Annotated in this window: 16 protein-coding genes; 12 read left to right on the top strand and 4 right to left on the bottom strand. The window is 34.1% G+C overall.

Annotation, left to right across the window (positions count from 1 at the left end; translation table 11 throughout):
* The first annotated feature begins 12 nt into the window (after positions 1 to 12).
* From MUB18_RS04090 to MUB18_RS04045, 10 genes are all read left to right on the top strand, one after another.
* Positions 13 to 279 carry a hypothetical protein gene (locus tag MUB18_RS04090; RefSeq protein WP_248755050.1) on the top strand — a complete coding sequence of 89 codons (267 nt, stop codon included), beginning with the start codon at positions 13 to 15 and terminating at the stop codon, positions 277 to 279.
* A 1820-nt stretch (positions 280 to 2099) separates the two neighbouring features.
* Positions 2100 to 2741 (top strand): hypothetical protein, encoded by a 642-nt coding sequence (locus MUB18_RS04085; protein WP_248755049.1) that lies wholly within the window; start codon positions 2100 to 2102, stop codon positions 2739 to 2741.
* A gap of 28 nt (positions 2742 to 2769) precedes the next feature.
* On the top strand, positions 2770 to 2964 hold the full coding sequence (locus MUB18_RS04080) for a TIGR04149 family rSAM-modified RiPP (protein WP_248755048.1): 195 nt from the start codon (positions 2770 to 2772) through the stop codon (positions 2962 to 2964).
* 69 nt (positions 2965 to 3033) lie between these two features.
* Positions 3034 to 4014 carry a grasp-with-spasm system ATP-grasp peptide maturase gene (gene gwsG, locus MUB18_RS04075; protein ID WP_248755047.1) on the top strand — a complete coding sequence of 327 codons (981 nt, stop codon included), beginning with the start codon at positions 3034 to 3036 and terminating at the stop codon, positions 4012 to 4014.
* 196 nt (positions 4015 to 4210) lie between these two features.
* Complete coding sequence (gene gwsS / locus MUB18_RS04070; RefSeq protein WP_248755046.1) at positions 4211 to 5251, top strand: grasp-with-spasm system SPASM domain peptide maturase; 1041 nt, start codon at positions 4211 to 4213, stop codon at positions 5249 to 5251.
* A complete protein-coding gene (locus tag MUB18_RS04065) occupies positions 5236 to 6975 on the top strand; it encodes a galactosyltransferase-related protein (RefSeq protein ID WP_248755045.1) in 1740 nt (579 codons plus the stop codon). Before gwsS ends, MUB18_RS04065 begins: the two co-directional genes overlap by 16 nt.
* The gene (locus MUB18_RS04060) at positions 6975 to 7796 is read left to right on the top strand and encodes a hypothetical protein (protein WP_248755044.1); all 822 of its coding nucleotides are present in this window, start codon (positions 6975 to 6977) and stop codon (positions 7794 to 7796) included. Before MUB18_RS04065 ends, MUB18_RS04060 begins: the two co-directional genes overlap by 1 nt.
* A gap of 128 nt (positions 7797 to 7924) precedes the next feature.
* Positions 7925 to 10111 carry a peptidase domain-containing ABC transporter gene (locus MUB18_RS04055; protein ID WP_248755043.1) on the top strand — a complete coding sequence of 729 codons (2187 nt, stop codon included), beginning with the start codon at positions 7925 to 7927 and terminating at the stop codon, positions 10109 to 10111.
* A gap of 5 nt (positions 10112 to 10116) precedes the next feature.
* Positions 10117 to 11397: an HlyD family secretion protein gene (locus MUB18_RS04050; protein WP_248755042.1), complete on the top strand. Its 1281-nt coding sequence runs from the start codon at positions 10117 to 10119 to the stop codon at positions 11395 to 11397.
* 20 nt (positions 11398 to 11417) lie between these two features.
* Positions 11418 to 12629 (top strand): glycosyltransferase family A protein, encoded by a 1212-nt coding sequence (locus MUB18_RS04045; protein ID WP_248755041.1) that lies wholly within the window; start codon positions 11418 to 11420, stop codon positions 12627 to 12629.
* 195 nt (positions 12630 to 12824) lie between these two features.
* Here MUB18_RS04045 and MUB18_RS21900 read toward each other — a convergent pair whose 3' ends face one another.
* The 4 genes from MUB18_RS21900 to MUB18_RS04025 all read right to left on the bottom strand — a co-directional run bounded on the left by MUB18_RS21900 (position 12825) and on the right by MUB18_RS04025 (position 17644).
* Positions 12825 to 13466 (bottom strand): acyltransferase, encoded by a 642-nt coding sequence (locus MUB18_RS21900; RefSeq protein WP_317233177.1) that lies wholly within the window; start codon positions 13464 to 13466, stop codon positions 12825 to 12827.
* Positions 13467 to 14703: 1237 nt separating this feature from the next.
* Positions 14704 to 15246 carry a hypothetical protein gene (locus tag MUB18_RS04035; RefSeq protein WP_248755040.1) on the bottom strand — a complete coding sequence of 181 codons (543 nt, stop codon included), beginning with the start codon at positions 15244 to 15246 and terminating at the stop codon, positions 14704 to 14706.
* Between the two features lie 1043 nt (positions 15247 to 16289).
* Positions 16290 to 17270 carry an IS3 family transposase gene (locus MUB18_RS04030; protein WP_248754092.1) on the bottom strand — a complete coding sequence of 327 codons (981 nt, stop codon included), beginning with the start codon at positions 17268 to 17270 and terminating at the stop codon, positions 16290 to 16292.
* On the bottom strand, positions 17267 to 17644 hold the full coding sequence (locus MUB18_RS04025) for a transposase (protein ID WP_248754091.1): 378 nt from the start codon (positions 17642 to 17644) through the stop codon (positions 17267 to 17269). The genes MUB18_RS04030 and MUB18_RS04025 overlap by 4 nt, the downstream gene beginning before the upstream one ends.
* Before the next feature lie 59 nt (positions 17645 to 17703).
* Between MUB18_RS04025 and MUB18_RS04020 the strand changes: the two genes are divergently transcribed.
* Positions 17704 to 19857, top strand: coding sequence for a TlpA family protein disulfide reductase (locus MUB18_RS04020; RefSeq protein ID WP_248755039.1), 2154 nt, complete (start codon positions 17704 to 17706; stop codon positions 19855 to 19857).
* A gap of 63 nt (positions 19858 to 19920) precedes the next feature.
* The gene (locus MUB18_RS04015; RefSeq protein WP_248755038.1) at positions 19921 to 23085 is read left to right on the top strand and encodes a SusC/RagA family TonB-linked outer membrane protein; all 3165 of its coding nucleotides are present in this window, start codon (positions 19921 to 19923) and stop codon (positions 23083 to 23085) included.
* The last annotated feature ends 75 nt before the right edge of the window (positions 23086 to 23160 follow it).

Below are 23160 nucleotides of genomic sequence, written 5' to 3'. Positions count from 1 at the left end.
ATCTAAACATTTATGTCCAGTTTTAAGCTGTTTGATTTTTTGGGACACTTACACTTTGATAATCAGTATTATCTTGACCTTATTTTAAAAGCGTTATCACAGCATAATACTATGTCCCGAAAAGATATTGATGAGTTGTTATGGAATAAATTGCCAGAATGGATGACGGATGAGCAGCGGAAAAGGAAAGTCAACAATTTAATAACGGAACTTAAAAACCATAATAAAATTGTTAATAAAGGATCTTTCAAATATTCTATGTGGGAATTCGTGAGTTGATGATAGTAGAAAGATAAGTAGAAGAACTAGTAGAAAGATAAGTAGAAGAGCTAGTAGGAAGATTAAGAAAAGAAACCGGAGAAGATTAGGGAAAGGAATAGGGAAAGAACTAGTAGAAAGATAAGTAGAAGAACTAGTAGAAAGATAAGGAAACGAAACCGGAGAAAGATTAGGGAAAGGAATCGGAGAAAGATTAATGCGGAAGTCATGCTGGAGGTCAACCCAAATTAAAAAAGACCAAACCTCTATATGTTGCAATATTCACCAATCTTATCCATAATTTACTTTCTATAACTGATCTTGCTAAAGTAAAGGCTCTCGTTTTTGACTATATGAATACCCCTATTACATAAGAAGATTTCATCAGACCATTATGGTTTTCAGGAGCTAAATTAATTGATGGGGATATGGTTAATACTCCTTATAAGTTTAATCCAGAATTGGCGAGAAAGGCAATCGGTCATGCCAGAATAATTGAATAATAAGCTTTAATCTTGAGAATAACCTTTTTAGATGCGCACACTGAAACAAAAAAAGGCACGTTAGTCTAGGTGTTTGGACGCTATATTTTCATTCTAGAAATAGGGCTTCTATTTACCGACGGGCTACAAAAAAGCGACTTCAAAAGAGTCGCTTTTTTTTATGCACTTTATTTGGCATATGTCCTATTTTATGCCAAAGTATTTTGTGTGATTTCTATAAATTAAAACCCTATTTAATTCCATTTTTTCCGTCAATTAAACTCACGAGTATTTTAATTTAGCTATTCGATTGATGTATGGATTTTAGTGCTTGTATTAACTGCTCTACTTGTTCACTTTTTTACCGTGTTCAGGTTTCGTGAACAATCAAATATTATGAACAAAGCTTGTTCATAATATTTGATTGTTCATTTTACAAGTATGCTATTTATTAAAGAAACTGATTTAGTCCTTTTGTGATGTAATTCTGATATTTTGTAAAAAGGAATGCAGTTTAAAGTGTAAGCTATAGACTGTTTCCTGAAAGTTTAAATTGGTTTGTAGGAGAGCTTGAATTGTGTTGTTTGATTGACGATTGTTAACTTAGGGATTGATTATATTTTCAGATATACACAAATAAAGGCGCTTGTTAGTTATTGAATTCTGATACAATGAAACTACGCTCAACCCATATCTGCTGCATTATTCTACATCTTTGTTAGGATAACAGTATTTCAATCGTGTGCAAAAAAACTCCTGTTCTACTTCCAGTATTACCTAAACCAGATGCTAAACCGGAACCTGGTTGGAAATAGACTAATAATCCTTTTACAAAGGAAAAAATAGCAAATCAAATTGGATAATTTGGTATTTTTTCAAAATGTTATCGTTTTTAATATTGTTGCAACCCAACAATCAGACTTATGGAAGGTGAATTATGAGATTATTTAGCTTCTTAATTTTATTTAAGAGATTTATTATTTGCTGAAAATTAATTATCTGGTAATTAGATTATTCGAGGAAAATCACACTAAATCTATAACTATTCTTTCATTTTTTGCAATAAAAGTATTATTATTGTTAAATAAACTTTCAATAATCATTAAATACATATTTAACGGAATTTATATTGTTGTATTTTATTAAATTTATGTTTTGGCAAAATTAATTTTGCCTTAGGTGTAATCATTAATATTTACTTCAATTTAATTTCAACACGGAATAAATCATATTTTTAAGTTTTATATTATATGTTTTTCATTTTAGTGTATTTATTTTGTTACATATTATTTTATAATCTTTTGTAAGCATAATTAAGTAGTTTTGGTTAAGTATCATTAAGTATTAATTTTGACATTTATGGGTAATATTTTTCGTTTAATAATATTAATTTTTATCACATTATCAGCAATGGAATTAACAGCACAAATTAAAGCCAACAAGTATACTGAAGAAGATAATATTCAAATGATGGAGAGGGAGAAAATACTCCCAATGAATAGTTATAATTTTTTTAAAGAAGATTATTACCCACATGGAACGAAAGCTTATATTGATACCCTATCTGTTGATAATAAATCATATTTAATTTTTTCATTTGGAATCCAAGAAAAGGGCGAGTCAGATTATACCAGTTTTTTCTCTCTGTTAGTGCAAATGCGATATAATGAGGATTTTATGAAATTAGCGATAAATAATTGCATTTATTCAAATGTGACATCACGTAATCATCCAGATTATATAGGGCAAGGGGTGCTAAAGAGAGAAGAGTATTCTATTGATTTTGTCGCATTTAAGCGACCAACATCATCAGTAGCTATCATAAACAATAAAATATTTGATTTATCAAATGGAGACTTGATTCTGATTACAGAGGACTCCGAGTATAAATTTCTACTATTGGATCATCAGTTAAAGCTTGACCAGATAAAAATTGGTGGTCTAAAAGACCAATTAAATAAAATCTTAAGAAATGCAGGATTCCGAAAAGGCTTAAAATAGAGTAGGAGTAATATAAATTTTAATAAAAATGAAAAAAATCAAATTAGAATCGTTTCAGTTTGAAAAACTTGATGAAAGAGAAATGAGAGACGTATTAGGTGGAGTGAGCGTAGCGACTACCAGTTTCTCAAACAGTTTTACGACATCAACAAAATCTGGAGGAGGTGATTCTGACTCTTTTGATTCGGATAGTGATGCTAGCCGCTCAATAGACGAATTGTAGAAAAAATAGTGTTTTATATACTCCCCATGCTGGTAATGGGGAGTATTTATTTAAAATGAAAATAGTTATATGATTTTAATTCTCAGCTCGCTTTATGATAGTAGCACTACAAATGTATTATACTGGCTGCTTCAAATGAAAAATGATTTTTTTAGGCTAAATACTGAGGACTTGAAAACAAAAGTGTCAAATATTGATCTTAACATTGGTGAAATTGAGTTGAGCTATGACCTGAATAATAAAATAAGTTTAAAAGATATTACGAGCGTTTGGTTTAGGAGGACAGGATTGGTTAATAATAACATATCGAATTTTTCTACTCAAATCGAAGAGACTATAATACCTGGCAATTCGAAGTATATATCCAGTATATTAAAGAGTGAACTTGCCATAATGCATGAATATATAATTGATACTCTGTATACTTGCATCCCTAATAAAATTGGTAATCCAAAAGTTAGTGGACTTAATAAATTAATAACATTGAAGTTAGCAAAAGCGCATGGATTACTCGTTCCTGAAAGTTTTATCATTTCATCTAGTGAAGAGTTAGAGGAGGTTATTAAGCATTCCGGAGAAGAATATATTAGTAAAGCTTTTGCTGAAGGAGTTTATCTGTTTACAAAAGAAAATGGTTATTACACTTATACGGAAAAGGTAGTCAAAGAAGATGTTCCTGATAATTTCTTTCCTTCTCTTTTGCAAAAATGTATCCAAAAACTATACGAAATTAGAGCTTTCTATTTGAATGGTAAATTTTATTCAATGGCAATTTTTTCACAACAGAATGAAGAAACTGCAGTAGATTTTAGGAAATCTAATAAGTTTAAGAATAGATATGTTCCCTATTTATTGTCATCAGATATTGAATCTAAACTTATAGCACTTTTCAAAGATCTTAATTTAAACTCAGGTTCTGTTGATTTTATTGTTAATAAAAGTAATGACCTGATTTTTTTAGAAGTAAATCCAGTAGGACAATATGCTATGACTTCTCAACCTTGTAATTATAATTTAGACAAATTGATCGCAGAAACATTAAGTATATAAAAAATGATTAAAACTGAAAAAATAAAGATAATTGAAAAGAGTAAATGTGAGATCCCATTATTCATGCATCATATTCTAACAAACAAGATGAATGAAATTCCTGAGAGTGAGTTTTTTCGTTATAATAAAGTAATTCAAACGAATATACCTTACATGTGGAGTGAGAAAAGTATTTCTAAAAATTTAAAGTATTGATATGACAGGGAATGATAGAGATCAAAGCAAAAAATTTCTTTATATATACGCTGATTGTTTAATAACAAAAGGAGCAAAAAGAACTCTTGTGTATAATACTTCTTCAGGAGAGGCATATTTCCTTTCGAGTAGTTATTATATCTTCTTTGAACTATTTAGAAAATATCCTCTTACATATATATATGATATTTATATAGATAGTGAATCAAAAGAGGAATTTACGGAATTTGTAACTTTTTTAATCAATTCAAATCTTGGAATAATGTTGGAAAATATTGATAGTTTTCCTCTTATTGATTACAATTGGGACTCTTATTCACAAATTGAAAATTCTATAATTGATGTAAATGAAATTTTTCATGATTTTGAATCTATTTTTAATCAGTTAGATAAGATGCTTTGTAAATTTCTTTTAATCAGATTTTACAGTGACAAATTTACAGAATTATCCATGTTAGAAAGTATTGCCTCTATTCCTTATTTAAGTGATAATATAAGTATTTTAGGAATTCAATTAATGATTCCAAGCAGCAATAATATAAGTGAAACAGGACTATTAAATTTAATAAAAGCCTATCCTATCATTAGAGTTATATATGTATATAATTCATTGGAAGATAGAAGTGTTAACGACAGAATTATATTTATGAAGCAAAATCTAACTAGTGAGAGGGACTGTGGTTTTATTTCCGAGAGTTCCATCCTTTTAGAGAAAAGTTTACAGCTTTTTATTGAAAGTCAAAATCATAATTCTTGTTTAAATAGAAAGCTTTCTATTGATCAATTTGGTGAGATAAAAAATTGTCCTGCGATGTTAAACAGTTTTGGTAATATTAAATCTACATCGTTATTAAACATTGCAGAAAATGAAATATTTAAACAAAAGTGGGATATCACAAAAGATAATATTTCGATCTGTAAAGATTGCGAATATAGATATATATGTTCAGATTGCAGGGGAAATACAGTGAATGGAGAAACCCATAGTAAACCTCTATATTGTAATTATAATCCTTATGAAGGGATATGGGAAGATCATTAATATATCTTACAGCACAACCAGATGAAAAATATTTTATTTGGCAGTTAAAAATCCAACTTTACAACTTTAATGAATTAGGTATTGGAAAGAAATATATACAGGTATTAATTGGTGTAAAAAACGGCAGTAAACTGAAAAAATCGACCTCAGAATTTTGTGAACTATACAAAAATTTTGCAAATTTTTATTTTTACCATTACAGCGTCGATCCTCGTATTACTTATACATCTAATATTCGTCCTCAGATCTTGTTTCAACACTTTAAAGAGCATACATATCTTGAAAATGCAGCAATATTCTATTGTGATTCAGATGTGATTTTAAGAAAAGTAATTCCTAAAGTACTTGCTACTGATGACAAGATATATGTTAGTAATACTTCTAATTATCTTGATTCTAAATATTTTATAAATAAAACTAGCGTTGAATTTTTTTCCTATATAAGCTCCATTCTTGATATAGATAGTCAAAATATAATCAATAATGATAAAAATTGTGGAGGTGCACAATATATTTTAAAAAATATCAAAGCTGATTTTTGGCTCAGTATTGAGAAAGACTCGCAGATAATTTTTTCGGAACTTAATAATTATAATAATTTAGAAGCATATAAGAGAGGTTGTATGCCATCTGAATACTCTGGAATTCAGTCTTGGTGTGCAGATATGTGGTCTGTCTTTTGGAATTTATTAAAATTAGATTATAAGGTGTCCATATCTAAAGAAATGGATTTTTGCTGGGCCAATGATAATGAGTCAAGATATAATCAAACAAGAATATTACATTATACAGGAAGTCAAAATGATGAATACATATTTAAAAAATCCAAATTTTTAAAATATGAACCATTTTATAATTTGTTTATCGACAAGTCTAATCTGTCATTTTGTAGTAAGATTATAGTTGATTATATCGATAAGGTGAGAATTGATTTATTAGAAAGGAACAGGATTGATCTTACAAATACTTCCTTCTTAATTCCAATTAGAATTGATTCACAAAGTAGACTTGATAATTTGATTGCAACCGTCACCTACCTATCAAAATTCTTTAATACTGAAATTATTATTATAGAAAATGATTCTATTCAGAAAATACCTAAAGAATTAATAGAAAAGCATAATATATGTTATGAGTTTGAAAATAATTCCGGAATATTTAATAGGGCTAAAATTAATAATAAACTTATAAAGAAATCTTTACGAGAGATAATTGCACTTTATGATGCTGATGTTATTTTTCCAGTACATCAGATTGTTGAGGCTATAAATATGATTACAGAAGAAGATTACGACTGTTCATTTCCATTTGATGGTAGATTTCTAGATATAGACCCATTACATAAGCGCATTTTTTCAAAAGTATTGGACCCTGCGTTATTTTTTTACAATGAACATTTTTTTAAATTGGCAGGTGAGAGATCAGTTGGTGGGGCAATATTCCTTAAGAGATTAGAATATATTAAAGCAGGGTCAGATAATCTCAGAATATCTACGTGGGGACCGGATGATAAAGAACGAGTTAAAAGATTACAAATTTTAGATCTAAAAATAGGACGTGTAAAAGGCTGTTTATATCATTTGCCACATGAAAGGTTAAACTCAAATTATATAAATAGGGACTTAGAAATTTCTTACAGAAAAGAGTATTTAAAAATATCAAGTATGAGTAAACAAGAACTTTTAAATTATATTGGATATGACGCCGCTTTTAATCTTAATTAATGATGGAACAAATGGAGTTTTTAAATAATTTTAAATTAAAAATGTTTCTCACGATTTGCGATTTTTTACGGAAAAGTGATGAAAATCTTTCTGTTAACTGTATATCTGATATAGAAAACCTCTATGAAGAAGCTGTGCGATCAAAAGAGGTTACAACTTCAGGCTTAATTGGATTTTCAATTTTATATGAATATTTATATAAATTAAAAATTGTGTCTGATCCTCCAAAATCAATTTTTTCTGATCTCGAAAGCCATATATATAATAAAGTTTCTTTTGGTGCTAGTAAGAATATAAGTAAAGAAAACGGGATCATCAGTATTCTTTTATATTATTATATGAAAAGAAATTGTTTAGAAGATACTGATCTGGAAATCCTCTCAAATTTGTATATTGATGAGTTACTCATATTTCTTACAGATGATATTTATCAGATAATACAGAATGAAAATGTACTATTGCGTAAGGATTTAGATGATTACTTCTATACTCTTCTCTTTCTGGTAACTTTTAAGAAGGAACAATTAAATAATACAGTAATTGAAAAATCAATAGAGCGGCTTTTTACAATATTGCTGAATAAGCGTAGTACATCAGATTTATTTAGATTACTTTTCGACTATAGTGTTGTAATCTATCAACATGAAAATTTGAAAAAAGACTTGAATATAAACGATAGCACCGATTCCTTACTTTCTGAAATCCTCAGTATATGTTTATCAAAATATGAGAAAAGTTTAATCGAAAGAATGCAGATAATTGATTCTTTTAAATATCTAGATCAGCCTGTGCTAATGATATTTTTAATGATTCTTCTATAGATAAACAAATTGTCTTTTTTTTTATTTATATAGCATATAAATTATCAAAACAATTATATATCAATTAATTTTACTGTAATTGTTAAAGTTTAATGTAAAGTGATTACAACTAAATCATAAATGCAATTTTGTTAAAACGATTTCCACATTATAAGCAGATGGACGAGATGGACTGTGGAGCCACTTGTCTTCGTATCATATTTAAATATTTTGGTAAGATGTTATCTATCCATAAAATACGTAAATTATGCCAGACAAGTAAAGTTGGTGTCAACTTGTTAGGAATCAGTCAAGCTGCGGAAAAATTGGGATTTCGTACCTATGGAGTACGTCTATCGATCGAACAGTTAAAAGAGGTTGAATTACCCTGTGTACTGCACTGGAACCAGAACCATTTTGTTGTACTCTATAAAATTCGTCGTGGTAAATACTATATATCAGACCCGGCATCCGGGCTACTTAATTATGACGAGAAGGAATTTAGCAAAAACTGGTTTTCGACTAAAGAGTTGCATGCTGGTTTATCGCTATTATTGAGTCCTGGGCCAGATTTTTATCAGATCGATGAAGAAGAGCCCAAATTAAAATTAGAGTGGAGCAAGATCTTCACCTATTTCTTCAAATATAAAAAACTTTTTGTTCAACTGATCTTAGGTATGGTGCTCGGAACCATTTTGTCTTTGATCACACCATTTCTTACACAGTCAGTTGTCGATATTGGTATCAATACCAAAAATATCAGTTTTATCAATCTGATTCTGATTGCGCAACTTATGCTTTTTGTCGGAAGTACAGCAGTATCCTTCATCCGCTCCTGGATCATGCTCCATATTAGCACAAGGGTCAATATCTCCATATTGACAGACTTATTGATTAAGATCATGAAATTACCAATGAGTTTTTTTGATCTGAAGACCCATGGAGATATCATGCAACGTATGTCGGACCAACAAAGGATTGAGTCCTTTCTTACCGGAAGTACACTGAATACACTATTTTCACTTGTAAATATGGTGATCTTTGGCTCATTGCTCCTTATCTATAACAAAATTATCTTTTTGGTTTTCTTTGCGGCGACAGTACTGTATACGTTGTGGATACTGATTTTCATGAAATACCGCCGGCAGCTTGACGAGAAAAGATTTAAGATCGCTTCCGAAAACCAGACCTATATGGTCGAAATGATTCAGAGTATCAAGGATATCAAACTCAATAATGCGCAGAAGCAAAAAAGATGGGGTTGGGAAGCCCTGCAGGCCAAGCTTTTCAAATTTAAGGTCGAAAGTCTCGCCTTATCTCAATACCAGTCCATAGGTTCGATGGCGATCAATCAGGCAAAAGCAATTTTGATCACCTACATCAGTGCCAAATCAGTGATCGACGGAGATATCACTTTGGGCGGGATGATGGCCATTCAGTATATTGTGGGTATGGTCAGCAATCCCGTTGAATCCTTGTTGGGCTTTATGCAGTCCTATCAAGATGCCAAAATCAGTCTGGAACGACTGAACGAGATCTATGAAACGGAAGAGGAAGAGAATATCCAGAAAGATTACCTCACACAATTACCCGATAACAAAACTATTGAGATCAAAAACCTGACCTTCCGTTATTTTGGAGCCGGAAATGATCCCATCTTTACCAAACTAAACCTAACCTTTCCAGAAGGAAAAACAACAGCTATTGTAGGAACAAGTGGGAGCGGGAAAACAACCATTATCAAGCTTCTTCTTCGGTATTATAAACCCGAAGAAGGCGAAATATTAATAGGAGGAAAAAAGTTGGATCAGATTGACTTTGGACTCTGGCGAGATAGCTGCGGATCGGTACTTCAAGAAAATTATGTATATGCTGCTACCATTGAACGCAATATTGCAGTCAATGATGAAGTTGCTGACAAAGAACTGTTAAATAATGCCATCAACGTGGCCAATATGGAACAATTTATTGCCGATGAACCCTTTGGTCTAGCAACAAAGATCGGTACAGCCGGCAAAGGTATCAGCCAGGGGCAGCGCCAACGCCTGATGATCGCCCGGGCAGTATATAAAAATCCGGCCTATATCTTTTTGGATGAGGCGACGAACTCCCTGGATGCCAATAATGAAAAGGAAATCGTGGAGAAGCTGGATCAGTTTTTCAACAAACGTACCGTCATTGTGGTTGCGCACCGTTTAAGTACGGTCAAAAATGCAGACAATATTGTCGTACTGGAAAAAGGAGAGGTGGTAGAACAGGGAACGCATCAAGAACTGACCGCACTGCGCGGAAGTTACTATGAACTCGTTAAAAATCAACTGGAACTGGGAAATTAACTATTATGGCAAAGAACACATTCATGGATGAAGATATCCATTCCGAAGACCTGCAGGAGATTATTTCCAAACCACCGTCCTGGCTGCTCAAAAGAGGGATCACTTTTGTTTTACTGACAATCTTTATGCTGTTTGGACTAACGTTTTTCATCCGTTATCCCGAAGTCGTACCGGTATCCATGAAATTCAATACCAGCAGTGCTCCTAAGGTGCTGACCAGTAAAGTAACCGGAAATCTGGTAAAGATCCTGGTGAAAGACGGTACGGCTGTAGACAAAAATACAGATATTGCCTATGTGGAAAGTGTAGCAGACCACCATCAGGTACTCCATTTGCTGGATAAGATGAAGCAGGTGCGGAGTAGCACCATCGAACTGGCAGATCTCAAAGATATCGTAACACCGACAGAACTGGAACTAGGGGAAGTTCAGAACAGCTACCAGAACTTTTATTTGGCCTATCTGAATTATGTTGCAATCAACAAAGAAGGCATCTATCAGAAAAGAAAGAACTTTATTCAGAATGAAGTTAAGTATATCAATGAACAGAACCAGAGAATCCAGCAGAGCTTTGATCTACAGAAAAGAGAACTGGCACTCGCAGAAGAAGAATATGCCAAATACCAGATCCTGGCCGAAAAGAAAGTGATCAGCCAGCTCGAACTGCAGCAGAAAGAAGCCCTTCTGCTCGCCAAGAGGCAGTCTATCCCGCAGACGGAAAATACGATCATCGGTAACCAGAGCAGCCGGCTTTCTAAAGACAAGGAGATGTCCGAGATCAACAATCAGATGTTTGAAGAAGAAAAGAAATTCTATCAATCGCTGAACACGTTCATCAGCGATGCTGAAAATTGGAAAAAACAGCATGTGATCAGCAGTCCTTCAAAGGGCACTTTGATCTATGGTGATTTTTTACAGGAAAATCAACTGATCAAAATGGGTGAAGAGCTGTTTTACGTCAATGCCAACAAAGATGACTATTATGGCGAGATACTGATTCCACAGAGCAAATCATCCAAAGTTAAAGTGGGGCAGAAGGTTTTGATCAAAGTACAAAGCTACCCCTATCAGGAGTATGGTTATTTACGAGGAAAGATTGACTACATCTCCGATATACCGATCAGAGACAGTGTTTTCTTTTCCAAAGTTTCTTTGAACAGAAATATTAAAGACTCCCTTATTAAACTGAAACCGGGTCTTCTTGCAGATGCGGACATTGTCACTGAGGACCAGTCTATAATGAAAAGGATTTGGTTAAATCTCACGAAATCATTAAGGTTTAACTAATATTATGAAAAAATAATGGTATGATAAGTGCATTTTTATTAAATAGTAAATGTGATGACAGCATTTTAGAATCTTCAACTTTAGATATAAATCCCATTGAAATTGTAGAAGATCATAATATATTTCGTAAATTCAGATCAGTTATTGAATGGGGTATTTCAACTGAGGAGGATGCAATTTATTGTATTTATGGAGATAATTTTCGTAGTGAATTTAATATTGATTCATTAAATAAAGTAATAAACGAGATAGCATTGGAAGGTATTTATTCATTGTATGTGAATGCCATTTATGATGACTTTATTACTATTAACAATGATTTGATCGCGATTTCCAGTATTAAATCAGTCTCCTCGTTTATTTTACTAAAACCAATTTATGAATTTGCAATTTCTCTTCTTGACTTATTAGATGATAATCCAAATATCGATTTTTTAGTTTTTTTAGAGCATGCTATTCCTAATTCATTTCTTTTATTAGAGCAGAATAAGTTAAATATAAAACAACATATGATACATATTATATCACCATATAGAAATGTAATAAATTATATTGATGATTATATTATTTCAATCTTGAAGCAAAAATTTACAAATTATAATGTTATATTAATTGATGATTGTTCTAATGATGGTAGTTATGAAAAAATACCTGAACGAGGTTTTATTAAAAAAATTATTAATAGTGAACGAAAATTTGCATTGCAAAATATAATCGATGTTCTAATAAATGAAAAATTCGATGACGATGATATTATCTGTTTAGTTGATGCAGATGATATTTTGGCAAATCAATATGTATTAGATATTATTAATCAGACTTATTCTGATAATTCTGTAATGATGACTTATGGGTCCATGTCTTATCTTGGTAGTATCATGAAATTAGGTTTACCATATGATAGAGAAGAGTTTAATGATTTACGAAAGGCTACTTGGAAAATGAGTCACATGCGTACGTTTAAATATAGGGTGTTCAGGGAATTAGTAAATCAAGATAAAAATTTGGCTTTTTTAAGAGATGATATGGGTAGCATCTTTAAAATGCCATATGATATGGCATTATTATTGCCTATGATGGAATTGGTTGGTTATGATGGAGTTAGGTTTATAAGTTCGCCAACATATAAATACCGTCTTCATTCGAATAATGATCATAATACGAACATTAAAGAACAGCACTCTGGTGAGGTTCAGATAAGGAATAAACCTAGTTTTAATCGTTTTTATTAGGCAATATTGACTATTTTATAATCTATTAATAATGTGAATATTTAATAAACAAGAATATTTTAATACAATTTTATGCTTTTAATGACTAGCTTAGAAAAGCTAAAGCTAGACAACTCAGATTGTACTTGTAGAATATATCTGTCATTATTTAATATATTTTGTTTTGTTGAACTCTTTGAAATAATTCAAATCAGATTATTGCCAATCAATATTTTCTCTAATGACCTTTGCTGGCACTCCTGCCGCTAAGCATTTAGACGGAATATCTTTATTAACAACAGCCCCAGCCGCAATCACAGCTCCATTTCCGATCGTTACTCCTTTTAAGATGGTAACATTCACACCTATCCAAACATTATCTCCTATAACAATAGGTTGAGTTTTTGGATTTTTGCTTGGTAAAATGGTATGATTGTCCGAATCCCTTATTGTGACGTTTTCGGAAATTGCAACATTTTTTCCAATTTTTATACTTTCAAAGCAACTAAGATTTAGATTACTATTAATGTAGCCACTTCCAAGTTCCAGTTTGGCACTATTATTTATATACACTTTTGATCCAGAATAGATTAAAAACGTGTCATGAACAATTAGGGATGCATTTTTACTTACCGATAATACGGAAGGAAATGGATCATTTGGTATCCAGCTCGTATTAAATATTAATTTCCCTTTCTGAATTTTTATTGTAGAGCAGGAATAGATTTGTAAAACGGATCTATTTTTAATATCTAATTCTCCGTCAACCAATTCTTGAAATTGTGTTCTTGAAATAGAGTATATGTCATCACCATCTATATATATAATACTTACAGATGAATTTAACTTGCTGTCCATTGCGATAATATGATTTTCATAGTTAATAAAATTTATTTATTTTGAAGTAACCTTTGTTTGCAGTAGTTTATGATAAATAGTGTGTATTGTCACGTCCATAAAAAACTTTATAAATTGTCGATACTGAAAAAGTTTTACAGTTTTTAGCTAATTATTAAATAAATAGTTATAAATCTAATAGAACTTGATAAAGTTAAAAAATTTTCCTTTAATCCGAAAAGTATTTTTTCTGTTCAATTGCGGCAAAAAGCAATTTTGGAAAAATGAAAAAATTTTGGTGTTTAGCTATTTTCAATACTATTAACTTGAAATTGGAAAAAGCAGATACCTTTATGATAAATATAAGCGTTTTTAGTCAGATTCGGTGTAAGAAACTACGATCTTTTTGAGAAACTTGTAACTAAATAATTGTGACAGGCAACAAAACAAACTTACGAGGTGGATATTACGGTTCGATTTTTGCCAGTCATTTCGGTCTGATGGTGACTTGGTTTATAGTTTTTCTCAACCCTAAATCCTTTGAAAAATCCCCAATTATGGGAAAAGTAATTGTTTTTATTAAAAAATGTAAACTAGCTTTTAACCCTATGGGCCAGAAGTTGATGCAAAGAAAATTCCTTTCCTATTTATGAGAGATCAAATTAAGAACGAAAAAGAAACGTATCCGGACCAAAGAAGCAGTATGTAATGGTAGTTATTGAATTCAAATTACGCGGTCGGATGCCGGAAGACGATAACATAACATACCTTATACAAGTTTGATTTACAGTCAATTTTAGCTTTAATAAGTAACAAAAGCATGATTTCGCGCTATGACCTGGAGGTTTCGACGATGGAGAAAAGCTTTTATACCTATGCCGATGTGACTTAGAGGGGAGGGGAAATGTTTTGAACACCCAGGGAAATACAGTACACTGTTGACTGTGTGGCTTCGCAACATGTCTAGGATTTTTTGTTGTTCATGAAAGGGGGAGGAGGAAGGACTGAGTGATTCACCGAGATGACAAATTAATATGGATACTCGGGAAAATGCAAGGGAATGGTGCCTGTATGATTTCCCCACGTGGAGAAATGGTCAAGTTCGTCGGGAGATTACTTCCGTCATACCGCGAAATTGACCATGGAGTTTTTTTATTAAAGGTTTTTTTAAAAAAGTTATTTATATAAAGTTGCTAGCTAAAGCATGTGTTATGTAAATGAGGAAGGTAAAAATCTTCGTTTTTTTTGGAGAAATGAATCAAGAATGTTTTTGCACTTGTTCCTTTGTCCGATAAATATTTGTTTTCTTTTTTTTAGTTGGATGTAAACTTTGATGAATAGAGGCAGATTTTTGTAGGTCACTTGATAGATTAGTGAGTTTTAGTTCAGGATAATATTTCCATATTATCTGTTTTACAGATTTCAACTCTAATCCTTTACTACTAATGAATTCATGATCTTTTATCAAAATTTCATTTATAATGAAAGGAACAGATGGAGCATCAAATAGTATTTTGCTGTATTCACTATTTTTAGAATGTTTCATTTTTAAGAACTCGCGAAAATTTTTTGGTACAATTTGTAGTTCGGTAGTAAACTTTCTAAAATCAGTAATAAAAAAGTCACATGCTTTTTGAATTGTATTTGGAGCAAATTCATAATTCTTTTCTCCAGCTAAAATGTATTCAAGCCATCTTTTTGACACTTCTAGTATATTTGCAAATACTTCGATAGTTAATCCACTTTTTTCAAAATGATTCTTAATGTTTTCAGACGTTATTTTAGCATTGTAGGCTTTCATAACTACAAAAGAATACTCAATATCAATTAATAATCCGCAAATAGTTTCTTTTTATTAATTAATTTTTATTATTTTTGATTATTGATAATCAGATCAGTGTCTGATTATAGGTGTTGAGTACAAGAGTCTCTCGTGCAAATTCCGAGTTTTGCTAAGAACGAGACAGTAGGTCTTCAATGCCCGTAATGATATTTTGTGTATTTTTGATGCACACTATAGCGTTATGGGCCCTATTGTTTATCGGTTCTAAGGCCCTCGGAAGCCTGCACGGCGATAGCATAGGGCCTAGCTATAGTTTTTTAAGAGACTCGTTTAAATTAAAAAAAGCGAGTTATGAATTCTCAAAAACAACGATCAAAAAACATTATCACTGCCCCCGAGTAGCTCGGCCGGTCTTGCCAAATATGCTTTGGCCCTTACAACTGCGGATTGCGTGACGCCCATTTATAACCTTTTGATTTCTTCTTTCAAACGCGATCTGAATCTTTTATTAACTATTAACTAGTCTTTGTGACCATTGAGTCATATTAGACCCTGAAACATCTGATTTCTATCGGGCAGGGGATGCTATGCTTATAGGTTGCGGTTTTAAAACGCTTAAAAATCTTCGATGTTTTTAAGCAGTTTCCAAAAACCATTAACAAATAAATTATGAAAGCAATAAATTTACTGACACAAGTCAAAATATATTTACCCTCCATCTACCGGGCACTGACCAAGTATGCTTGCCAATTATACGGCAAGTGTACTGGTCGAGTGCTAAAAGATAATCGATCACTGTATTCAGACTTTTTTCTAACCAACTTCGCCTCATCTTCTAGGTCGCTTCGAGTGGGCTCCCAGTGGGCTTCGAGTCCGCTTCGACGTACGTGCAGGGAGAGTCGAAGCCACCTCGAAGCCGCCTCGAGTGAAGGTAGAACAAGGCTAGAAGAAAGGGCGAAGAAAGGTCGAAGAAATGCAGTAAATCGTCAAATTGTCTTATACTGAAATAGGTTTACATATACCGAACAGATTACTATATATATTTTACATTCTATTTCTTTCTACTGCATATGGTTGTCATTGTCTTTTTTCTTACTGTTATCAGTTGTCCGTTGCCTAGCCACTGTTTCCCTCATTTTGATGCGGAACTTTTTTGCATCCGGACTACGTCGCTGAAAGAGTCCAGGAACATTTTGGTTCTTCCATTCCTGATGTGCCTGCTGTGGAGACATCATGTTGCAGGCCATATGTGGCCTAAAATGATTGTATATGTTGACTGCTTTGACCAGCTGGTTAAGCGCAGTTTTGTAGTCTGGAAAAGTCTCGGCCATCCGATATTCGTTTTTTAGGATACCATTTAACCTTTCTGCCACAGCATTGTCGTATGGACTTCCGGACTGTGTCATGCTTATGGCAATACCGTTTTCTTGCAATATACTGATATAATTTGTGCTGCAATATTGGATACCTCGATCCGAATGGTGGGTCAGAATGTTCTGTGGGTACATCCTATGCGCTATGGCCATCCGGAGCGCTGATATACAGGCCTGGGCTGTTGGTCTGTGAGTAAGTTTGTAGCCCACGATCTTTCTGGAATAGGCGTCTGTGATCAGGCACAGGTAGATCCATTTGTCCCGGATGCGTATGTAGGTGATGTCACTCACCCATATCTGTTCGGGATGCAGGGCTTGCCTACGTTGCACAAGATCGGGCCACTTTTTGAAACGGTGGTCTGATTGGGTCGTGATGGCATACCTGCGTTTGCACTTGACCAAAAGGTCATTCTCACGCAACAGCCTAAAGAAAGCGTCTCTTCCCAGTCCAATCATCGCGCTGCCCATTTCTTTGGTCAGTATGCTGCGAAGCTTAAGGGCACCCATGCGATGGGAGTCCTTCCGTATTTCTCGTACCCTGGCCAATACAAGTCCGCTGCGAACGGAATATTCCTGCTCTCTGCCCATATATTTATAATAGGACTGCCTAGTTCTGCCAAATAGTCCACAAAGTCTGGTCACCGAAATATTCTGGTAACACGACTTCATTTCTTGGACGATTTGGCCCCAGACTTTTTTACCAACCCAGCCCCATGGAGCTCCTCCGCTTTTTTGATCAGTATCTCCAGGGCGGTAATCTTGAGGTTTGCCTCAAAAAGCTCATCCCTGAGCTCTTGTTCATTTTTTATCCCGGGATCTTCCGAATCTACAATCTGTGGAACTTCCAGATCTAGATTGCTTTCCCACTGCTGGTACCATTTCATAAAATAACGAGGAGTCGCTTCTCCCGGAAGATTGTATTTCTCTGCAAGTTGGGAATAACTAAACTTGCCTGTTAGGTACTCCCTGGAAACTAAGATCTTGAAGCTGTCGCTGTAAACTTGTTGTCCCCCTGATTTACGTTTTGTCATACGCTGTTTCATAATACTAAATTTAAGGTTTTAATATTCGGTTTTTGTAAACCTTTTTCAGGAAGGGACAAATGGATGTTTTGGAGCAGTTTTTGGCAGCTACCAGATCCATATCTGCTTTTAACCAGATTCGGACGCTGTTTTACCGAAAGCCGTCTATACACCGCTTCTGCACCGCCTTTTTCCCGTCCCTGACCCGGGAAATGGACGGTGCAGGGACTTTGCAACTGCGGTGCAGGGACGGGGAAGTTCAAAACAAGGTACGAACAAGGTTAAAACAAAGTACGAATCAGATCCAAATAGCTTTACTGTATTTTTTGTTGAATTTGAAGCAAAATAGGACTTTCAGATTGGCCAAGAGTGTACCGTTAGTGTACGGGGTATTCACGGGGAGTGTACCAATCCTGTACCGAGAGGGTACGGAGAAGCTACTGAGAAGGTACCAAAGAGCTACTAAAGCCAGTAGCTTGGCTGTGGATCTACAGTCGGAGCGTAGACCAGCATGGGAACACCGTTGTTCATGTATCTCCCAAGCATGCGTAGTGCATATGCTAAGTAATGGTCAAGCATGGATAGTGCGTAAAACGGTACCTGTTGATACACTATCCACGCACTATCCACGCTCTATCTATGCTTCATCTATACTTGATCGATGCCTGAAGAATGTTTTAATTCAAATAAGCGCTTTTAAGCGGTTTAATGTATTTAGTCAGGCATATGGATGGTTTTTCATTAATAATGCGCCAAACCTCTTTAAATCAATCTTAAATCGATCGCTTGCCAGTAGTAGTGATGCTGTTGTTCAACGTACTCAGTCTACGATAATGAAAACAGGAAGGGCTTTTTCTTTAAGGGTGCTTCTATTTTTCAATCTTCTTGATTGTGTTTTAACGGAATTGAAGAGTATCAGGACTTACTCGCTATTAGTTCTGATGTTTTCTATGTTTAGTTTATCAGCTCAGACGCCCCGCAAGGACAGCGGGGCTGATGGGTTATCTCATCTTATTGCTCTAAAACCTGGTGACAAGATCCCTGATGCTGTTTGGAACCAAACATTGGAACTCAACTATTTTGATGGCAAAAAGAAGACCATCAAGTTTTCAGATCTGAAAGGAAAGCTGATCATATTGGATTTTTGGTCTACGGGATGCGCGGCCTGTATTGCAGGAATGCCAAAGTTTGAATTGATACAAAACCGTTTTGATCAGGATGCAATTGTAATTTTTGTAAACAGTAAGCGCAATAAAGATACACCTGAGAAGATAAAAGCAAGGTTCAAAAAATATAAAGCTGACCATAATTATTCTCCATCATTACCAACACTATTGGATGATACTATTTTTACAGCACTGTTTGAGCATAACTCCATTCCGCGTTCAGCTATTATAAATAAAAGGGGTGAATTTATAGGAACATCTTATAGTGATAATCTTTCAGACAGAAATATCAGCAAAATGATCAAAGATGGTACATTACCATTTCAGAGCATGGGTAATATTATAAATAATAAATTCGAAAATATCCCATTATTGGCTGATACTGCAGGGTTTGACTATATGTCGGTACTCTCAGGTTTTAGGGTAAATTACAATCCTATCTATCCAAATGTACATTATATTAATGGGCAGACCCTTTATCAAGTTGGTAATTATGCCTTGAGATTGATGTACCAGCATGCTTTTTTGGATGAAATAAAAGATTCTGAATCAAAAAACTACGTGTTTGATCCAAGTGTGGATGAAATGTCTATCAAGAAATTATTTGACTTACAGAATCAAAAATACTGGTACCAGTATTTTTCAAAGGATTCGGTAGACGAGCAAGTTGTGCACGAGCATTTTCGAAAATCACTTATTGACAATTTCCATTTTGATGTAGTAAGAAAAAATGAAGAAATAGGAGTGTATAATCTTAAAATAGATCGCCATGATAATGCGCTGTTAACGAAAGGAGGTATGCCTATATTTTGGGTATATGAAGGTAATAGGAATCTGGTTATACAGAATACAAACCTCAATGGTATTGCAAATTTCTTAAGACCGTATCTGGACCAACCGATCATAATCGAAGATCCTTACGGTCAGCATGTGGACCTTATTTTGCCTGGCAATTTTATTGATCTAACTGTTTCTGAAAGGATTGCTCTACTGAAATCAAAGGGCATTATTCTCAACTACGAAAAGCGAAAAATGGAGTTTCCTTACTTTTATCTATCAGCCAAATAGTAAATCCAGATTATGAATAAAAATATTTTTATACTGATTCTGAGCCTGGTAAGCTTTCAAAGCATGGCGCAGAAAAAAAATTGGGTACAGGGTATAATTTTTTCAAAAAGTTCAGATAAAGGATTAGTGGGTGCATCTATTAAAAATCATACCCTGAATAATTATGCTGTCAGTACACTTGAAGGGAAGTTTTCAACAGAGATCAGTTCGTGGAATGATTCCTTGACGATCTCATGTATAGGATATCTAGACAGAACGATCACGGCTTTTTATTTTCAAAATGAAAGTATATTAGAAATGGAACCAAAGATAAATTATCTGGATGAAGCTGTGGTTAATACCGGTTATCAGACTTTAAAATCCAATGAGGTTACAGGGGCTGTTGATGTGCTGGATGAGAAGATGTTGAATCAACAGGTCGGGACCAGTATCCTCCAACGTCTGAATAATATAACCACTGCCATTCGCTTTGATAATCAGGCAATCCAGAATACAGATTTACAGAAACTTAATATTTCAGTTAGAGGACTAAGTACCATTAATGGAAATCTCGATCCTTTAATCGTATTGGATGGTTTTATCTATGAAGGTAATATGGATAATATTGACCCGAACGGCATTGCAAGTGTTTCCATATTAAAAGATGCCGCTGCAAGTGCAATCTGGGGGGCACGTGCTGGAAATGGGGTTATCGTGATTACCTCTAAAAAGGGAGTATATAACACAGAGTCAAAAACAGACATATCAGTGTCTTCTAATCTGATCTGGAAACAAAAACCTAATCTGCATGAGTTGTATCAATTGGACAATAGGAATTTTATGGAAGTTGAAAAATTTTTATTTGACAAAGGTTACTATACTTCTAATTTACAATATATGCCACATCTAGCTGTCACACCTGTGATTGATATATTAGATAGAAGAAAGCGTAACTTGATTACCCCTTTAGATTCGACACAGGCTATGGATATGCTGTTAATGCAGGATGGCAGAGGTAATTTTATGGACGCATTCTACCAGGTTCCATTTGTCAATCAGCATAGCTTGAACATCAGGGGTGGGAGCAACCGTTATACGTATTCTTTTGGAGCAGGCTACACAGAAAATAAATCTGAGCTTGACGATTTTAATAGAAAGCTGAATATCCAGCTTTCCAATAGTTTTAGGCCAACTGACAAGATACAGATTGATCTGAATGTACTCTATACCAATCAACATAGCAATATCGGGAGACCGGACTATGGCGCATTAACTTACAATGGTAAAAAGGTCCCGTATGATCTTTTTTTTGACGAAATAGGAAATGAGATTCCTTTTGAAAAAGATTATAGAAAAATTTATTTAGCTGACAAGTTTAGTAAAGGTTATTTGGACTGGAACTATTATCCGCTCTCCGAAAACAAGTATGCCCAAAAGAATTCTTTGGCAAATGACTGGTTCTCTAGTCTCAATCTCAAATATAAGTTATTTACATTTTTAAACTTAAATGTAGGCGGTCAATTTCAGAATCAACAAATATTAACGGATGATCTGAGTACTGTACAAAGCTATGATGCGCGCAGGCTGATCAATCAATATACGACGATCGGGACTGAAAATATGGCTTCTGTATATAATATTCCTGTGGGAGGAATCAAACGAAATAATTTAGGGGATACTAAAAGCTATACTCTACGGGCACAAGCTGATCTTAATAAAAAAATAGGTTCGCATCATTTGATAGGTATTCTTGGTGCCGAAATCAGGGAGCATAAGGCGACCGGTAGTTCATATACTGCCTATGGCTATCATGATTTGCCTCTTTCCAGCAGTCCTGTAGATTTTACCCGTAGGTTTACATTGGTACCGGACCTATCGAGCAGAAGTATACCTGGAGCTCCGCAATTTTATAAAAACTTGAATCGCTTTGTCTCGATGTACAGCAATTTGACTGATAAATTTTTAGATAAGTACGCACTGTCTCTAAGCATCAGAAGAGATGGTGCAAATATCTTTGGTGCAAATGCTAATGATAAATGGTCTCCATTATGGTCTGTAGGTACTTCTTGGGATGTATCTAAGGAAAGTTTTTTTAAGATAAAAGTGATAGACTTTATGAAAATGCGAGCCACTTATGGATTGAGCGGTAATGTGGACCTAAGAAGGTCGCCAGATCCCATTGCTTATGTTGGGGTTGCTAATTATAGTAATTACCCCATGCTTCAGATCAGTAATCTAAACGATCCTAGTTTACGATGGGAAAAAGTTGGAACCACAAATATAGGTGTCGATCTCGGTGTTCTAAAATCAAGGATTTCAGCACGGATCGACTATTATATCAAAAACGGTAAAGATCTTTATGGGCAAACAGAATATGATTATACGACTTGGGGAAAACAGGGAACTATAGTAAAGAATGTTGCTTCTATGGTAGGAAAGGGGATGGATATCGAGATCAATTCGAAAAATCTAACTGGAAAATTTTCTTGGGATAGCAGGTTGTTAGTCAGCATAAACAGAAATAAGACTACTTCCTATTTTGATAAAAATAAGGGTAGCATCAGTTCATTTCTAAGTGCAGGAAATACAATTACACCAATTGTTGGAAAACCATTGAACGCTTTGGCAGCATATAAATGGATGGGATTAAATAATCAGGGAGAGGGGCAAGGAGTTTTGAATGGTGAGCTGAGTACAGATTATAATGCGATCCGCAATGCCGCGAATGCCGGTAATGCGGATAGTGAAAGTGTGTTGTACATTGGATCGAGCAAACCGCAGGTATTTGGAAACATCATCAATACGTTTGGTTGGAAATCCTTGTCGCTTTCCTTAAATATGAGTTACAAAGCTGATTATTATATTCGTAAACCGGTCACATCTTATTACTCTCTTTTTGCTCAAGGTACTGCGTATCCTGATTTTGAAGACCGTTGGCAACAAGCCGGTGATGAGTCCAGCACTCATGTACCGGGTATGAGGTATCCATTAGTATCAGGTTCTGATGAGTTTTATCAAAATTCAGATATTAATGTTTATAAAGGAGACCATTTGCGTTTGGAGTATATAAATGCATCGTGGCGTAAGTCATGTATTATTGGCGGACGAAAAGTAGATATAGGATTATCTTTCAATGCTTCAAACCTTGGAGTTATATGGAAATCAAATAAGATTGGCTTTGATCCTGAATTTCCTTATAGATTGTCACAACCTAAAACATATTCCCTTGGACTCAATATCTCTTATTAAAATCGATGAAAATGACATTTTCGCCATTTTGTGCGTTTTGCAAACTCAAATTAGTTGTAGTTATAAATGAAAAAG

Origin of the sequence: Sphingobacterium sp. PCS056 (assembly GCF_023273895.1) — a bacterium.
In the GTDB taxonomy this organism is placed as follows: Bacteria; Bacteroidota; Bacteroidia; order Sphingobacteriales; family Sphingobacteriaceae; genus Sphingobacterium.
The sequence above is the reverse complement of the archived record's forward strand: the minus strand, read 5'-3'. Positions and strand labels throughout refer to the sequence as shown.

What these genes read in the sequence shown, in the direction of transcription:
- MUB18_RS04090 (WP_248755050.1), top strand. Translation starts at nt 13, where the DNA reads ATGTCCAGTTTTAAGCTGTTTGATTTTTTGGGACACTTACACTTTGAT.
- MUB18_RS04085 (WP_248755049.1), top strand. Translation starts at nt 2,100, where the DNA reads ATGGGTAATATTTTTCGTTTAATAATATTAATTTTTATCACATTATCA.
- MUB18_RS04080 (WP_248755048.1), top strand. Translation starts at nt 2,770, where the DNA reads ATGAAAAAAATCAAATTAGAATCGTTTCAGTTTGAAAAACTTGATGAA.
- gwsG (WP_248755047.1), top strand. Translation starts at nt 3,034, where the DNA reads ATGATTTTAATTCTCAGCTCGCTTTATGATAGTAGCACTACAAATGTA.
- gwsS (WP_248755046.1), top strand. Translation starts at nt 4,211, where the DNA reads ATGACAGGGAATGATAGAGATCAAAGCAAAAAATTTCTTTATATATAC.
- MUB18_RS04065 (WP_248755045.1), top strand. Translation starts at nt 5,236, where the DNA reads ATGGGAAGATCATTAATATATCTTACAGCACAACCAGATGAAAAATAT.
- MUB18_RS04060 (WP_248755044.1), top strand. Translation starts at nt 6,975, where the DNA reads ATGATGGAACAAATGGAGTTTTTAAATAATTTTAAATTAAAAATGTTT.
- MUB18_RS04050 (WP_248755042.1), top strand. Translation starts at nt 10,117, where the DNA reads ATGGCAAAGAACACATTCATGGATGAAGATATCCATTCCGAAGACCTG.
- MUB18_RS04045 (WP_248755041.1), top strand. Translation starts at nt 11,418, where the DNA reads ATGATAAGTGCATTTTTATTAAATAGTAAATGTGATGACAGCATTTTA.
- MUB18_RS21900 (WP_317233177.1), bottom strand. Translation starts at nt 13,466, where the DNA reads ATGGACAGCAAGTTAAATTCATCTGTAAGTATTATATATATAGATGGT.
- MUB18_RS04035 (WP_248755040.1), bottom strand. Translation starts at nt 15,246, where the DNA reads ATGAAAGCCTACAATGCTAAAATAACGTCTGAAAACATTAAGAATCAT.
- MUB18_RS04030 (WP_248754092.1), bottom strand. Translation starts at nt 17,270, where the DNA reads ATGAAGTCGTGTTACCAGAATATTTCGGTGACCAGACTTTGTGGACTA.
- MUB18_RS04025 (WP_248754091.1), bottom strand. Translation starts at nt 17,644, where the DNA reads ATGAAACAGCGTATGACAAAACGTAAATCAGGGGGACAACAAGTTTAC.
- MUB18_RS04020 (WP_248755039.1), top strand. Translation starts at nt 17,704, where the DNA reads ATGGATGTTTTGGAGCAGTTTTTGGCAGCTACCAGATCCATATCTGCT.
- MUB18_RS04015 (WP_248755038.1), top strand. Translation starts at nt 19,921, where the DNA reads ATGGCGCAGAAAAAAAATTGGGTACAGGGTATAATTTTTTCAAAAAGT.